The following is a 12,356-nucleotide window of genomic DNA, read 5'->3' as shown; positions in this document are numbered from 1 at the left end:
CAATGAGGATGGAGGATCATCATGCACAGCTCGAATTTCACGATACCGGCCCGCAATATCCGCTCTTCGCGGCGCATCCGGTCCGGCCTTCTTTCTGCAGTCGGCACCGCGGTCCGCTGGCTGGGGCGCAAGATCAGCGAACGGCGCAACTACAATGCGCTGATGGAACTTTCCGACGCTCAGTTGAAGGATGTCGGCCTCTCCCGGGGGCAGACAGAAAGCGACGTGCACGTTTACAGCCGCTACTGAAACATCAAACTCACTGTGGTACTGTGCCCCTGCGCAGCCTTGTCGGGCTGCCTGCCTGAACCCGGACGATACGATGTCGCAGTTTTCAACAGCACTGCTCCTGAAAACGAAGACCGTCACCATTCGTGACGTCGTCTGCAATGGCGAGTGCCGCCACAAGAGCGACGAGGAATGTGCGCACAAGACAAGCCTCGTCTATCCCTATCGCGGCGTCTTCATGCGCCATGTCGGCCGCACGGATACTGTGGCTGAAGCCAATCAGGTGCTGTTCTTCAATGCCGCTCAGGGCTATCGGATCAGTCATCCGATCGCGGGCGGCGACGCCTGCATCGACCTGTCGATCGACGAATCCATGCTGGAAGAGCTGGCGCCGAAAGAGCAGGCGCAGCCCGGCCCGGCCTTTTCCTTCCGCCGCCAGCGCCGGCGGATCGACCCGCGCGCGCAGGCGCTGGTCGCGCTGCTGCGTCACGGCCTCAGGCGCAATATCGCAGAAACGCTCGAGGCGGAAACGCTGGCTCTGACGCTGGTTCGCCGCTCGCTCGGCGAGCGTACGTCGCACGCCGCCGGCGCCAGCGTCGGCCGGCAGAAACTCGTCGACCGGGCAAAGCTGGTGCTTTCCTCCGATCTCGCGAGACGCTGGACGCTCGCGGAAATCGCCTCGGAAGTCGGCGTTTCCCCTGTTTACCTCACCCAGGTCTTCCAGCAGGTCGAGGCCACGCCGCTCTATCGCTATCAGTTGAGGCTGCGGCTTGCCCGGGCGCTCGATCTGCTCGGCCAGTATGACGATCTGACCTCACTCGGCCTCGATCTCGGTTTTTCCAGCCATAGTCATTTCAGCGCTTCCTTCAAACAGGCCTTCGGTCAGACTCCGGCCGAATTTCAGCGCTCGGCGCAATTGCGGCGCCGACCGTAGAGCTTTTCCGCATTGATAATCGCTAAAGTTTTCGACAGCGGTGATGCGGTCTTCGATGCTCTCATGACGCTGTCCCGATCCGGGGACGATCAATGGAGGATTACCCGATGAAGAAGACCACATGTGCTGCCTGCGACTGCGAACTCGGCGCCGAGGTCATCACCGTCAAGCTCGGCGGCAGGACCGTCGAAGTCTGCTGTCAGGAATGCGCCGAGGCGCTGAACGAGGCGGAAGCGTCGACGTCGGCCGCTCAGAGCGGCAAGGAATAAAGGGCAATCGACGGAGGCCGCGCCAGGGAGGCGCGGCTCCCACATCTCAGGCGGGCAGAAGCCCGTATCGCCAGCCGCGGCGCCTGGCATTCTCAGACAGCACCAGCAAGGCAAGCGCCACCATGCCTGCCTCGGCAAAGACAGGCACCATCCAGATTCCCTGCTCGCCGAAGACGAAGGGCAGCAGGAAGGTGAGAGGCACGGTGAGAAGATAGGGTCGTGACAGACCGAAGATCGCCGCGCGCGGCGCATCGCCGATCGACTGGAAATAGGACGACAGGATCAGCATCTGCCCGAAGAGAAAATAGGCGCCGATCGTCCAAGGTAGAATTCGCCTGACCTCGGCGATAATGGCGGGATCGCCGACGAAGACGGCGCCGATGCGGCCGGCCAGCAATTCCACCGTGATCTCCACCAGGCTGCAATAGACGAGCGCCGAGAGCATGGCGATCTGCAGGCTGCGGCCGACTCGCAAGCCAAGGCCGGCGCCATGATTGTTGCCGGCGATCGTCTGTAGGGCGATGCTGAGACCAAGCAGCGGCAGATAGGTGAAGGTCAGGATGCGGGTGATGATGCCGTAGGCGGCAATGGTGGCGGTATAATCACGCGTGCTCCAGAGCGAGACGTTGACCAGAATCGCGGCCGAGGCAAGCGATATGCCGATGAAACCGAGGCTCATGGGCGCGCCCAAGGCGACGATGCCGCGCCATTCGACAAGGGCGAATGCGGGAGCAGGTCTCAGCGTCGCCGGCCGGCGCCAGCGATAGACGAGCACGGCCACGAGACAGACGAATTGCGAAGCGATGGAGCCTGCAGCCGAACCGAGCACGCCCCAATGCATCGCTGCCATGAACAGCCAGTTGGCGAGGATGTTGAGCAGCGAGGCCGAGAGCGTGACCGCCGTCATGAAACCGATCCTGCCTTCACAGCGCAGCCCGTCGAGATGCAGCGACAGGAAGAAACTCACTGGCGTCGAGGCGATCATCGCGCCCATGAATAGCGTGGCGCCGTCGGCCACAGCGGTGTTTTCGGCGGCGCCGGCATTGATGATCCGCCCGCCGAGGGTCCAGTAGACCATGATGAGGATCACGATGACGGCGAGCGCCAGCGTATGGGCGCCGGAAAATACCCGACGTGCACCCTGGCGATCGCCGGCACCGAGCCGGCGGGCGAGGATGCTTCCCATGCCGTTCGAGACGAGCGATTGCAGGGCGACCAGCAGCATTAACCCCGGGAAGATCAGGCTGACGGCTGAGAGCGCGTCGGGGCCGACATAGGCGCCCAGGAAATAGGCGTCGACGACAGTAAAGAGGCCGTTGACGGTGGTGATCGCGACGATCGGCGCCGCAGTCCTGATGAATACGCCCGGCAGCCAGCCGGTGAGGAAGGCATTGCCTTTGGAAGGATCGGTCATGGGGAAATCCGCGCGATATCGGGCGACATCCGCTGCGGCTTGAACAAGCGCATGCGGGCAGCCTGGAAAGGATGAGGAGCAAATCAGAGATCGAGCACCAGATGAGGCACGCCGTTCGAGGTCTTCCTGGGGGAGACGCCGTCGGCATCGATCTGCGCAGTCACGCGCCGCCGAAAGGCTGAAAAGCTCTCGAAGGTGACCACGTCAACCGCTTCGTCGAAATGGATAGTGATCCGGTGGAGGCCGCCCGGCAGAGCGGAAAGCGAGAGGATTTCGCCAATGAACGGCTGATTGAGATAGCGTCCGCGAATATGGGCGCCGACGAAGAGCGGCGTTTTCGCAGCCGCATTGGGCCTTGCCGCCAGAGCCGCAAGCGTGTTCCAGTCACGCGCGCCGTGCTGGCGGGCGATCATTTCCAAGGCCGCACTGTGGGTCAGCGCGGTGCCGCGATCGTTCATCGCCTGGCGCAAGCGCTTGGCCTGGGCCTTCAGTTCTTCAATGCCGGGATAATTCGTCATGGAGTGAGCCTTCGCAAGGCATGCTCTTCGACTGCAAATGGGAGCTCGCGTTGCCGTCAGTCAGCATGCACAAGGGGCCGTGACCATGATCGCGAAGGCTTCACCATGGATTTTCATCCGCGAGCGGCCGGTGCCTCGAACCGGGCTTTGTATGCGCGATTGCCGTCGGCATGTCAAGAATGGCGCGATTGCCCGCGGAATTGCGCGAATTTGGAGCAGATCTGGACGGAATCGGTGCGATTTTCAGCGATTCACAGCAACAGCCTTCAATCTTAACGATGATCTTCAGCAATCGTCAGCACTCTTGCATTATTCTCTGCTTACGATGAGCGGAGGCTAAAAGGGCCTTTCAGATGCACCTCGACACAGAACACCCCAAGCCGGAACGTGCTTACCGGGAATTCAATCTCGTCAGGCCGGGCAATATCATCTTCGTCGGCCACCACCTCAGCACCGGTACGCAGGTACGCTGCCTGATCCGCACGATCACACTTGCCGGCGCGGTGCTCGAAGTCAGTCCGAGCCTGGAGATGCCGAGTCATTTCTTTCTCGAAATACTCGGCATCCATGACGAGATCGGCGCCACCGTGGTCAAACGCGAAGACGAATTGGTGACGATCAGCTTCAACATGCTGCTCAATCCGGCATTCCTGCACCACGTGCTGCGACTGAGCTTCGAAACCTGAGGCGTCTTCCGATCACCGCCCGGTCGGGGCGCGACCTCCTCGTCTCGCCTCTTCTTGCTGAGAGATGCGCGATGATCGGTATGATCCAGAGAAGTCCGCGCCATTCCGGGCCATCGAGCGGATCGGCCACGGGATCGCGGCGCATCCGGTAATTGCGGGACGCGACTTCGTTGAAGAAAACTACCCAGTTGAGAAGCATTGCCTATCCTCCATCTATTGCTGGAGTAGTTGAGCTAGGCCTTCACGCCCCCGCTATGTAGAGGCGTGGAGGAAAGGGGGGTTTCATCCATGAAAGAGGCGAGCTGGGACGATCTGCAGCTTTTCTTCCATGTCGCGACCGGCGGCGGGCTTTCGGCAGCGGCGGCGCGGACGGGGCTCAGTGCGCCGACGATCGGCCGGCGGATGCTGGCGCTCGAACGGGTGACCGGCCGGTCGCTATTCAACCGCGGCCCCACAGGCTACCTGCTTGCCAAGGACGGCCAGGAGCTGCTCGATCGCGTGCGGCGGATGCAGGATGCAGCGCGGGCGATCTCCGACTGGCGCGGTGAAGTTCTGACGCTGCCGATTGTGTCGACGGTCGTCGACAGCTGGACGTCGCGCTTCATCGCCGACCACCTGGCCAGTGTCTGGACGCCGAAAGACTGCTTTCGCATGTGCTACAAGACCTGTGACGCGAGCGTCGATTTCACCTATCGCGAGGCGCATATCGCCATTCGCCACAGCCGGCCGGACGGCGGCAACGTCGCGATCCGCCGTTCAGTCAAGGTGGCGCATGCGGTTTATCAGGCAGCCGATTATGACGAGACCAATTGCAACTGGATCTCGCTCGGAACGGACATCGCCATCACACCGGCGGACAAGTGGACTTTCGAACAGCCGGATTATTGGATCACCAGCTGGACGAACACGCCGCATATGCTCTTTTACCTGATCCGAGGCGGCGCCGGCCGCGGCGTGCTGCCCTGTTTCATCGGCGACCAGGAGCGCAAGCTCGTCCGCGCCGGACCTGTCATCGATGAATTGACCTACGAGATGTGGATCGTCGCGCATGACGACGAGCGGCAAAGGCCTGAAGTCAGGACGGTCATCGATCGCCTGGCCACACTGTTTGCCGATCATGAAGATCTGTTTGCCGGAGAGAGACCGTTGGTCTGAAGCGAACAAGAACACGGGCCAACGGGCCCGCGTTAGCTCATCGGTTGGTTTCATCACGCGGCGAGATGCCGCTCGATCTCGTCTATCGGCAGATTGGTATAGTCTTTCGCCAGTTCCGCCGATATCGCCGCCTGCGTCTCGGCGCTCAGCGCCGGCCGCAGGGTGCCGAGCGCCTTCGGCGGCGCGATAAGGACGATACGGCGTGCATCCTTTGCCTGCGTCAGTTCGTCCATTCGCTCCGCCACATGTTTCAGAAATTGCGCTTCGGCCTGCTCCTGCCAGCTGGTCTCTTCGACAGCGCTGCGGCTCCATCCATCAGCGGCATGGCTGCGGCCAGGCTTGTCGGTGCCGAGCTCGCGATCGGGCTCGTTCGGCTGCGTCAGGGTTTCCAACACCTTCAGGTTCATCAGCTGGGCGTCGCCGGCGTTCTGCATGATGAGGGCCTTGGCTCCATTGCAGACTACGACCCATGATTTCCCGGGGATTCTGATGTCGGTCATCTTCAACTCCTCGCTGTCGTCATCGAAGCGCCCTTGCTTCATCGATCGAAAATGCGTCGCGATCTTTCAGATTCGCTCCTTGCGCTTTCGCTGTTTGTTTTTACGCATGTCGTTACCGCAAAACCGCTGACACTTGTGCGCGACATGCTTTAGGCAGAACGCCCGGCCATTGAAAGAGTTCGGGAAAACTGCGCCGAAATCGGTAGGGGCACATCCGTAATGCGTTTCGGCAGCACAGTCTGCGTACCGATTGTGAACATTCGGCGTCCCGCATGGAAACAAAATTTGAACTCGTTAAAATTGTCTTTTTATATTTGACGAATGTGCAAAACATTCATGTGACCGTGGCTAAAGCAAGATTAGCTTGCTCCAGAGCAAGAACCCCCAATTGTGCCCTGTCTGACGGAGAATGTAAGATGACTATGCTCCGCGCCACACACCTTGCGACGGTCAAGTCCGCCATTTACGACCTGCGCTGGGAAGAGTTCAACGTCAAGCGCCCGGCCCGTATCGTCGCCGTCCGGCCGTGCCTCACCGGCGTCTCGATGCGAAGCGCCGAGATCATCGACATATCGCAGGGCGGCGCAACCTTCATCGTGTCGACCACCGCCGGTCTGCCGAAACATTATTATCTCAACATTCTCGGCCTGGCCTATCGCATCGGTTGCGCCGAGGTCTATCGCAATAAAGAACGCATCGGCGTAAGGTTCATCAACCTCCTGGACCCCGAGGTTCTGCGCCGCGTCGTGCGCGCCGATTTCCTTGTCGGCAATATGGAAGCGATCGACGCCCGGCGTGCACCGATGTTCCGCGATACGAGGCTCGCCGCCGGTCCCGCATAAGTCCTTGGATGGAAATGACCCAAGGACAAATTGTTCGGCAATTCAAAGCGCTACGTCGCCCCCGCCGCTTTGAAAAGGACGCACTGTGTGAGCGCTGCGGCTGCAGGATAATCTTGCTTGCCTTGGCCGTGCCCGGGCCTATTGTTGCGCCTGATCTCAACATGTCCGGGAAACAGCCTTCGCATGTCCGCCTTCTCGCGCTTCACGCCCCTCATCAGCGCCCTGCCCTCCACAGTTCCCTTCGTCGGCCCCGAAGCCATCGAACGCCAGCGCGGACGTGCCGTTCTGGCGCGCATCGGCGCCAATGAGAACGGCTTCGGCCCGGCCCCCTCCGTGCTCGCCGCGATGGGCGAAGAGGCGCGCGACATCTGGAAATACAACGACTCGGAAAATTTCGCGCTGAGGGAAGCGCTTGGCGCGCATCTTGGTGTGACGGCCGCCAATATCGCCATCGCCGGCGGCATTGACGAATTGCTCGGCCAGATCGTCCGGCTGGTGATCGAACCGGGGGCACCCGTCGTTACCTCGCTCGGCGCCTATCCGACATTCAACTTCCATGTCGCCGGTTTTGGCGGCCGACTGGTGACCGTCCCCTACGCAAACGACCGCGAGGATCTCGACGGGCTGCTCGACGCGGTCAGGCGCGAGAATGCGCCCCTCGTCTATTTCGCCAATCCCGACAATCCGATGGGAAGCTGGTGGGACGCCGACAGCATTGTCGCTTTCGCCCGGGCGCTGCCCGAGACCACGATGATGGTGCTGGACGAAGCCTATATCGAAACCGGGCCGGCACATTCGCTGCCGTCGATCGCCTCGCTCATCGAACTGCCGAACATCGTGCGCACCCGCACCTTTTCCAAGGCTTACGGGCTTGCCGGCTCACGCACCGGCTACGTGATCTCGACCTCAGGCACGGCACAGGCCTTCGACAAGATCCGCAATCATTTCGGCATGAACCGGCTGGCGACGGCTGCAGCGCTGGCCGCGCTCAAGGATCAGGCCTATCTGGCCAGGGTGGTCGGGAAAATCCATGCAGCACGGGAGCGGATCGGCCGCATCGCCCGGGCAAACGGTCTTGAGCCGCTGCCCTCGGCAACGAATTTCGTGGCGATCGATACCGGCCGCGACGGCGCCCATGCGCGGGCGATCGTCGATGGCCTGATGGAGCACGGCGTCTTCGTCCGCATGCCGGGTGTTGCGCCGCTCAATCGCTGCATCCGCGTCAGCGTCGGACCGGAGGCCGAGATGGCGCTGTTCGAGGAAGCGCTGCCGCAAGTCCTGAAGACGCTCACCTGAGGTTGTCATTCCTGTCCGTTCGCCGACATGGTCGGGTCTTCGCCATTTGCCTGCGTATTGCGATCAGCTGAGTTCCTGGGCGAGGCCGATCAGAATCCCTTCAGGTCCGCGAATGTAGCAGAGCCGATACGCATCCTTATACTGAACGACTTCCCCTACGAGCTGCGCGCCGCACCCGCGGAGCCTCTCGAGCGTCTCGTCGATGTCATCCACTGCGAACATGACGCGGAGGTAGCCGAGGGCGTTGACTGGGGCGTTCCGGTGATCTGCGACGACAGGCGGCGCCAGGAAGCGGGAGAGCTCAAGCCGGCTGTGGCCGTCCGGTGTGCGCATCATGGCGATCTCGACACGCTGATCTCCCAGTCCGGTGATACGTCCGGCCCATTCGCCTTCGACCGTGGCCCGCCCTTCCAATTCGAGGCCGAGCTCGCGAAAGAAATCAATCGCCTCTCCGAGGTCTTTGACGACGATTCCGACATTGTCCATTCGCTTGAGCGCCATGTTTTGATCTCCAAGGTGTCGTTGCAATCGACGAGGTCTTGCCTCGTCTAACGAAGGACGTCTGAGGCGTCCCAACACCGACAACCTCAGAAATTTGAATCATGGACCCGCTCAAATCGCCACTCCGATTTCAAACGTCTGTTAGAGCACCGTGCGTCCCTTGGACACGCGGCGCTCCAACACGTCGAGTTGAGCTATCGTTCTGTCCGTGAATCGTTTCGGATTTTCGATCGATGCGTTAGTGGACCGTCATCCATTCGCGGGCAGCGCGCAGTGCTTCCACGAGCTGCATCTTGTTCATGGCAGCGGCCACGTCGGCGCGAAGCTCGGCGGCGCGGTCGTTGCCCTTGATCGCGGCAATGTTCAGCCACTTGTGGGCGGCAACGAGATCGACGGCACAGCCGCGGCCGGTTGCGTACATCAGACCCATTTCGCAGAAGACATCGGCGCTGTTGTTGTCGCCACCCATGGTGGCCGTTTCAGCATTGTGCATTTCAAAGCGTGCCATCGGTTTTATCCCTGTTAGCCTGTTTACGACTTACCCTGTTTTACCTTCGGACCCGCCGTCTATCGCGGCTTTGCGGCCCTTCCGGTCCGGCGGGTTTGCCCCGCTCGTCTGATGGCTTGACTATGCCAAATGGCTTTCAAAAAACGCCTAAAATGCATGATTAATTTGAGACAAACAAACTGCAAACGCTTGGTAAAATTGGGTTTTTGTTAAACATCGGATTCCCTGGGATTTAGGCATTTTCGCTCAAATTTTACAAAAGATTCAGATTCGCAAATAAACGGATCATTCATCATGAAATCAGCAGGCGACGGGTTTAAAAGCTCTACGGTCGGCTTTTCGGCTGCTTTCAGCGAGCGGCGAACGGACAGCCGGCTCTATTTACCTTTACGTTCGCGTCAGTTATTTTCGCGGCCGGTCAGAGGACATCAGGGAGGAAAAGATGATCCGCAGTCTCATTCTTGCCGGCGTTATCGCCGTGATCGCTGGTACAGCGCATGCCGAGGAACCTATCGTCGGCAAGTGGAAGACGGCTTCCGGCGAAACGGCGGTGATCGCGGCATGCGGCGGGAGTTATTGCGTGACGCTGAAAACCGGAAAATATACCGGCCGCAAGATCGGCACACTCGCCGGGACCGGCGGCAGCTATGCCGGCGAGATCACCGACCCCGCCGCCAACAAGACCTATAGCGGCTCAGGAACGATTTCCGGCAATTCACTGAAGATGCAGGGCTGCGTGATGAATATCCTCTGCAAGACGCAGACCTGGACGCGGCTCTGACGCGATAAGGCCGACGCAACAATCATCCCAAACGTATAATCATGCCGGCCGAAATGCCGGCATGCCTCATGGCCTTCTCCGGCTTGCCGATCCTCACCGCAATCGCCCGAGCCTGCCCCGCAAGCTGAACGGCTGATGAACCGGCATCTCAGCACTCGTTCAGCCGAGGTGTGGCAAAACTCATGTCACGGTTAGGTTGCGTATCGGGGGCCTGGGATGAACTTCTATATTATGGCAAGACGTTTCACCATCATCACGCTGTTCGCGGCGATCTTCGCCGTCACATTTTCGGCGGTCGTCGTGCACAATGGCGGCGGCGGCACGCAGTCGCATTTCGGTGCGAGCTATACCTGCCTGGAGAGAAGCGGAACCTTCTGCGCACCCACGGTGCGATGACCGGCATCAGATTCGCAAGAGGATAAAAAATCGGATTCCGCCGGCGCGCGTCGTTTGCTTGTCAAAAACAACTCTCTATAATGCGTCATGAACAAACGAATCTCCCCTCTGTCGCCCCTCGACATATCCTCTCCGCCTCCTTTCCAGCCTGAGAGTTTCGATGATCCGGCCAAGGCCGTCGAGACGCTGACAGCGCTTTATGAACGCAATACGGCGTTCCTGATCCAGAGCTTCACCGACCTTGCCCAGGGCGCTCCGATCGCCTCGCGCTACCGCGCCTTCTATCCGCAGGTCAGCATCGAGACGACGAGCTTCGGCCATGTCGATTCACGCCTCTCCTACGGCCATGTCACGGCGCCCGGCATCTACACGACGACGGTCACCCGGCCGAAGCTCTTCAAGCATTACCTGAAGGAGCAGCTGTCGCTCTTGATAAGGAGCCACAATGTTCCGATCGTCGTCTCGGAATCCTCGACGCCGATCCCGCTGCACTTCGCCTTCGGCGAGGGCGCGCATGTCGAAGCATCGGCCTCAGCCTTCGTCGACGTTCCCATGCGCGATATTTTCGACACACCCGACCTCAACACCACCGACGACGAGATCGCCAACGGCGAATATATCCCGCCGCCGGGAGAGCCCTCGCCGCTTGCGCCGTTCACCGCGCAGCGCATCGACTATTCGCTCGCCCGGCTGTCGCATTATACGGCCACCCATGCCGAGCATTTCCAGAACTTCGTGCTGTTTACGAACTACCAGTTCTATATCGATGAATTCTGCAGCTGGGCGCGCAAGCTGATGGCGGAAGGCGGCGATGGCTATACGGCCTTCGTCGAGCCTGGCAACATCGTCACCTTGCCCGGCTCGAGCGTGCCTGAAACCGATGCCACGCTCGCCCGCCTGCCCCAGATGCCGGCCTATCATCTGAAAAAGAAGGGCCATGCCGGGATCACCATGATCAATATTGGCGTCGGCCCTTCCAACGCCAAGACGATCACAGACCACGTCGCCGTGCTGCGCCCGCATGCCTGGCTAATGCTCGGCCACTGCGCCGGTCTTCGCAACAGCCAGCGGCTCGGCGATTATGTGCTTGCCCATGCCTATATGCGCGAGGACCATGTGCTCGACGACGACCTTCCGGTCTGGGTGCCGATCCCGGCGCTCGCCGAAGTGCAGGTGGCGCTGGAGGCCGCCGTGGCCGAAATCACCGGCTACGAGGGCTTCGAACTGAAGCGCATCATGCGCACCGGCACCGTCGGGACGATCGACAACCGCAACTGGGAACTGCGCGACCAGCTCGGGCCGGTGAAGCGGCTGTCGCAGGCGCGCGCCATCGCGCTCGACATGGAATCGGCAACGATCGCCGCCAACGGCTTCCGCTTCCGCGTGCCCTACGGCACGCTGCTCTGCGTCTCCGACAAGCCGCTGCACGGCGAATTGAAGCTGCCGGGCATGGCGACGGCCTTCTACCGCACGCAGGTCAACCAGCATCTGCAGATCGGCATCCGCGCCGTGCAGAAGCTTGCCGCCATGCCGAAGGAAGCCCTGCATTCGCGCAAGCTGCGCAGCTTCTTCGAAACGGCCTTCCAATAGGCCGTTTCCTCATCTGCCTGCGACGACTGGTGCCGCGTGCTGCGCAACCACCTGCGGTCTGCCGGCAGCAGCGTTCAGCCCTGCGATCAACAGGGTGAAGCCGACGATGGCGAAAGCGGTGCGTGAGAGAATCGTCAGCCCATCGCGTTCGTCGAACGCCTGACGACGCTTTTCATGGCGGCGAGCCCAGATCTGGCTTGCGAGCGCGATTTCAAGAATACTCATTGCCGTTCTCCTCGACGGGTTTCGATGAAGCCTTGTCGAGTGCTGCCTTGCGATTTCGACACCGGACCGGCACAAATTATTTTTACCGCCGCTGTCGAAATGCGCGGCGATCGTTCGTCCAGGGATATGGAGACAGCAAAGGAGGCTGCCTGCGATGAAATATCTCTGCCAGGTCTGGTTCGATGGCGCGATACTCGGCGCCATGACGAAAGAGGAGAAGGCCGAACTCGACGCGAATTCCTTGAACTACGACAGAGATCTCGTCGAAAGCGGACATATGATCGTCGCCCAGGCGCTGCAGTCGCCGAAATCAGCGGTGACCGTCAGGGTACGCCATGGCGAGATGTCGGTGACGGACGGCCCCTTCGCCGAGACCAAGGAGGCGCTCGGCGGCTTCATCCTGATCGAGGCCAAGGATCTCAATGATGCGATCCGGGTTGCGGCTGGCATTCCGCTAGCGAAACTCGGCGCGATCGAAATTCGCCCCATCCATGAATTCGGCTGAGGAGGTCA

At 60.6% G+C, this 12,356-nt stretch carries 18 protein-coding genes; 11 read left to right on the top strand and 7 right to left on the bottom strand.

Going from position 1 to position 12,356, the window contains the following annotated elements; genetic code table 11:
* Positions 1–21 precede the first annotated feature (21 nt).
* The 3 genes from AMK02_RS06855 to AMK02_RS31655 all read left to right on the top strand — a co-directional run bounded on the left by AMK02_RS06855 (position 22) and on the right by AMK02_RS31655 (position 1,431).
* Positions 22–249 carry a DUF1127 domain-containing protein gene (locus tag AMK02_RS06855; protein WP_064801441.1) on the top strand — a complete coding sequence of 76 codons (228 nt, stop codon included), beginning with the start codon at positions 22–24 and terminating at the stop codon, positions 247–249.
* Between the two features lie 73 nt (positions 250–322).
* Positions 323–1,162: a helix-turn-helix transcriptional regulator gene (locus AMK02_RS06850; protein ID WP_064801440.1), complete on the top strand. Its 840-nt coding sequence runs from the start codon at positions 323–325 to the stop codon at positions 1,160–1,162.
* A gap of 107 nt (positions 1,163–1,269) precedes the next feature.
* On the top strand, positions 1,270–1,431 hold the full coding sequence (locus tag AMK02_RS31655; protein WP_189637002.1) for a hypothetical protein: 162 nt from the start codon (positions 1,270–1,272) through the stop codon (positions 1,429–1,431).
* Between the two features lie 46 nt (positions 1,432–1,477).
* Here the strand turns inward: AMK02_RS31655 and AMK02_RS06845 are convergent, their stop codons facing one another.
* Together AMK02_RS06845 and AMK02_RS06840 are read right to left on the bottom strand one after the other, a co-directional pair.
* The gene (locus tag AMK02_RS06845) at positions 1,478–2,845 is read right to left on the bottom strand and encodes an MATE family efflux transporter (protein ID WP_064801438.1); all 1,368 of its coding nucleotides are present in this window, start codon (positions 2,843–2,845) and stop codon (positions 1,478–1,480) included.
* Positions 2,846–2,928: 83 nt separating this feature from the next.
* On the bottom strand, positions 2,929–3,363 hold the full coding sequence (locus tag AMK02_RS06840) for a glyoxalase superfamily protein (RefSeq protein ID WP_064801436.1): 435 nt from the start codon (positions 3,361–3,363) through the stop codon (positions 2,929–2,931).
* A 353-nt stretch (positions 3,364–3,716) separates the two neighbouring features.
* On the opposite strand from AMK02_RS06840, the gene AMK02_RS06830 reads away from it, so the two are divergent.
* Positions 3,717–4,049, top strand: coding sequence for a hypothetical protein (locus AMK02_RS06830; RefSeq protein WP_064801433.1), 333 nt, complete (start codon positions 3,717–3,719; stop codon positions 4,047–4,049).
* Here the strand turns inward: AMK02_RS06830 and AMK02_RS32050 are convergent.
* On the bottom strand, positions 4,000–4,248 hold the full coding sequence (locus AMK02_RS32050; RefSeq protein ID WP_082929649.1) for a hypothetical protein: 249 nt from the start codon (positions 4,246–4,248) through the stop codon (positions 4,000–4,002). The two genes, AMK02_RS06830 and AMK02_RS32050, sit on opposite strands and share 50 nt — an antisense overlap.
* A gap of 89 nt (positions 4,249–4,337) precedes the next feature.
* Here AMK02_RS32050 and AMK02_RS06825 point away from each other — a divergent pair, with 89 nt between their 5' ends.
* Complete coding sequence (locus AMK02_RS06825; RefSeq protein WP_064801431.1) at positions 4,338–5,204, top strand: LysR family transcriptional regulator; 867 nt, start codon at positions 4,338–4,340, stop codon at positions 5,202–5,204.
* A gap of 53 nt (positions 5,205–5,257) precedes the next feature.
* Here AMK02_RS06825 and AMK02_RS06820 read toward each other — a convergent pair whose 3' ends face one another.
* A complete protein-coding gene (locus AMK02_RS06820) occupies positions 5,258–5,704 on the bottom strand; it encodes a baeRF12 domain-containing protein (RefSeq protein ID WP_064806044.1) in 447 nt (148 codons plus the stop codon).
* Between the two features lie 416 nt (positions 5,705–6,120).
* On the opposite strand from AMK02_RS06820, the gene AMK02_RS06815 reads away from it, so the two are divergent.
* Together AMK02_RS06815 and AMK02_RS06810 are read left to right on the top strand one after the other, a co-directional pair.
* Positions 6,121–6,546, top strand: a complete 426-nt coding sequence (locus AMK02_RS06815) for a hypothetical protein (protein ID WP_064801427.1) — start codon at positions 6,121–6,123, stop codon at positions 6,544–6,546.
* A gap of 183 nt (positions 6,547–6,729) precedes the next feature.
* A complete protein-coding gene (locus AMK02_RS06810) occupies positions 6,730–7,842 on the top strand; it encodes a pyridoxal phosphate-dependent aminotransferase (protein ID WP_064801425.1) in 1,113 nt (370 codons plus the stop codon).
* Between the two features lie 63 nt (positions 7,843–7,905).
* On the opposite strand, the gene AMK02_RS06805 is transcribed toward AMK02_RS06810, so the two are convergent.
* Both AMK02_RS06805 and AMK02_RS06800 read right to left on the bottom strand, forming a co-directional pair.
* On the bottom strand, positions 7,906–8,343 hold the full coding sequence (locus AMK02_RS06805) for a VOC family protein (protein ID WP_064801424.1): 438 nt from the start codon (positions 8,341–8,343) through the stop codon (positions 7,906–7,908).
* A gap of 238 nt (positions 8,344–8,581) precedes the next feature.
* Positions 8,582–8,851, bottom strand: a complete 270-nt coding sequence (locus AMK02_RS06800; RefSeq protein ID WP_011424668.1) for a sel1 repeat family protein — start codon at positions 8,849–8,851, stop codon at positions 8,582–8,584.
* Positions 8,852–9,293: 442 nt separating this feature from the next.
* Between AMK02_RS06800 and AMK02_RS06795 the strand changes: the two genes are divergently transcribed.
* From AMK02_RS06795 to amn, 3 genes are all read left to right on the top strand, one after another.
* On the top strand, positions 9,294–9,632 hold the full coding sequence (locus AMK02_RS06795; RefSeq protein ID WP_064801423.1) for a DUF2147 domain-containing protein: 339 nt from the start codon (positions 9,294–9,296) through the stop codon (positions 9,630–9,632).
* 216 nt (positions 9,633–9,848) lie between these two features.
* On the top strand, positions 9,849–10,028 hold the full coding sequence (locus tag AMK02_RS06790; protein WP_064801421.1) for a hypothetical protein: 180 nt from the start codon (positions 9,849–9,851) through the stop codon (positions 10,026–10,028).
* 87 nt (positions 10,029–10,115) lie between these two features.
* A complete protein-coding gene (gene amn / locus AMK02_RS06785; RefSeq protein ID WP_020920826.1) occupies positions 10,116–11,618 on the top strand; it encodes an AMP nucleosidase in 1,503 nt (500 codons plus the stop codon).
* A 9-nt stretch (positions 11,619–11,627) separates the two neighbouring features.
* On the opposite strand, the gene AMK02_RS06780 is transcribed toward amn, so the two are convergent.
* Positions 11,628–11,843, bottom strand: a complete 216-nt coding sequence (locus AMK02_RS06780) for a hypothetical protein (protein WP_064801419.1) — start codon at positions 11,841–11,843, stop codon at positions 11,628–11,630.
* 154 nt (positions 11,844–11,997) lie between these two features.
* On the opposite strand from AMK02_RS06780, the gene AMK02_RS06775 reads away from it, so the two are divergent.
* Positions 11,998–12,348, top strand: coding sequence for a YciI family protein (locus AMK02_RS06775; RefSeq protein ID WP_064801417.1), 351 nt, complete (start codon positions 11,998–12,000; stop codon positions 12,346–12,348).
* Positions 12,349–12,356 lie beyond the last annotated feature (8 nt).

Source organism: Rhizobium sp. N731 (genome assembly GCF_001664145.1).
Classification (GTDB): Bacteria; Pseudomonadota; Alphaproteobacteria; order Rhizobiales; family Rhizobiaceae; genus Rhizobium; species Rhizobium esperanzae.
This window is presented reverse-complemented; position numbering and strand designations above follow the sequence as displayed.